The organism is Oleiphilus sp. HI0125, from assembly GCF_001635355.1.
On the sequence record NZ_LWGF01001429.1, the window covers coordinates 1 to 886 of the forward strand.

The following is an 886-nucleotide window of genomic DNA, read 5'->3' on the forward strand; positions in this document are numbered from 1 at the left end:
TCAGTTGAGACTCATCCAACATGCAAGCCAATCAAGTATTTTCGTCTCTAAAGACGCAACTGTCGTCAACCATCATTGGACAGGAACATTTGGTGGACTGTTTGCTGATCGCATTGCTAGCCGATGGCCACTTGCTTGTAGAGGGGGCGCCAGGGCTTGCAAAAACAAAGGCAATTAAGTCTTTGTCAGATCAAATTGAAGGCGACTTCCAGCGTATTCAATTTACACCGGATTTGTTGCCTTCTGATATTACAGGCACCGAGATCTATCGAATGGAAACAAACTCGTTCGAATTTCAGCGCGGACCGATTTTTCACAACCTCGTACTTGCAGATGAAATTAATCGTGCCCCAGCTAAAGTACAAGCCGCTTTGCTTGAAGCAATGGCGGAGCATCAAGTGAGTGTAGGTAAACAGACTTACCCGCTTGATGATTTATTTTTAGTGATGGCAACACAAAACCCAATTGAGCAAGAAGGCACTTACCCTCTCCCTGAAGCGCAGCTTGACCGTTTTCTCTTGCATGTAACGATCGATTATCCATCTGCGGAAGCAGAAAAGCTTATTTTGCGTTTAGTCCGAGATGAGCTCAAGAAAGCCGCCAGTGAAGCTGAGTCTGGAATCACATTAAGTAAAGCGGTTATCCAACAAGCACGACAAGAAGTTTTGGGTATTCACATGTCTGAAGCTGTTGAAGATTATATTATTTCCCTTACGACGGCGACGCGAGAGCCAAGAAGATTTAGCGAAGAGCTTGCACGTTGGGTCGAATTTGGTGTGAGCCCCAGAGGCACAATTTCACTCGATCGTTGTGCACGGGCCTACGCATGGATTAAAGGAAAAGACTTCGTCTCACCTCAAGATGTGAGTGCTGTGATCCATGATGT

At 45.7% G+C, this 886-nt stretch carries 1 protein-coding gene; it reads left to right on the forward strand.

The features are described 5' to 3' along the window. Positions 1-20: 20 nt before the first annotated feature. On the forward strand, positions 21-886 hold an 866-nt coding region (locus A3762_RS24420; protein WP_068758063.1), incomplete at its 3' end, for a MoxR family ATPase.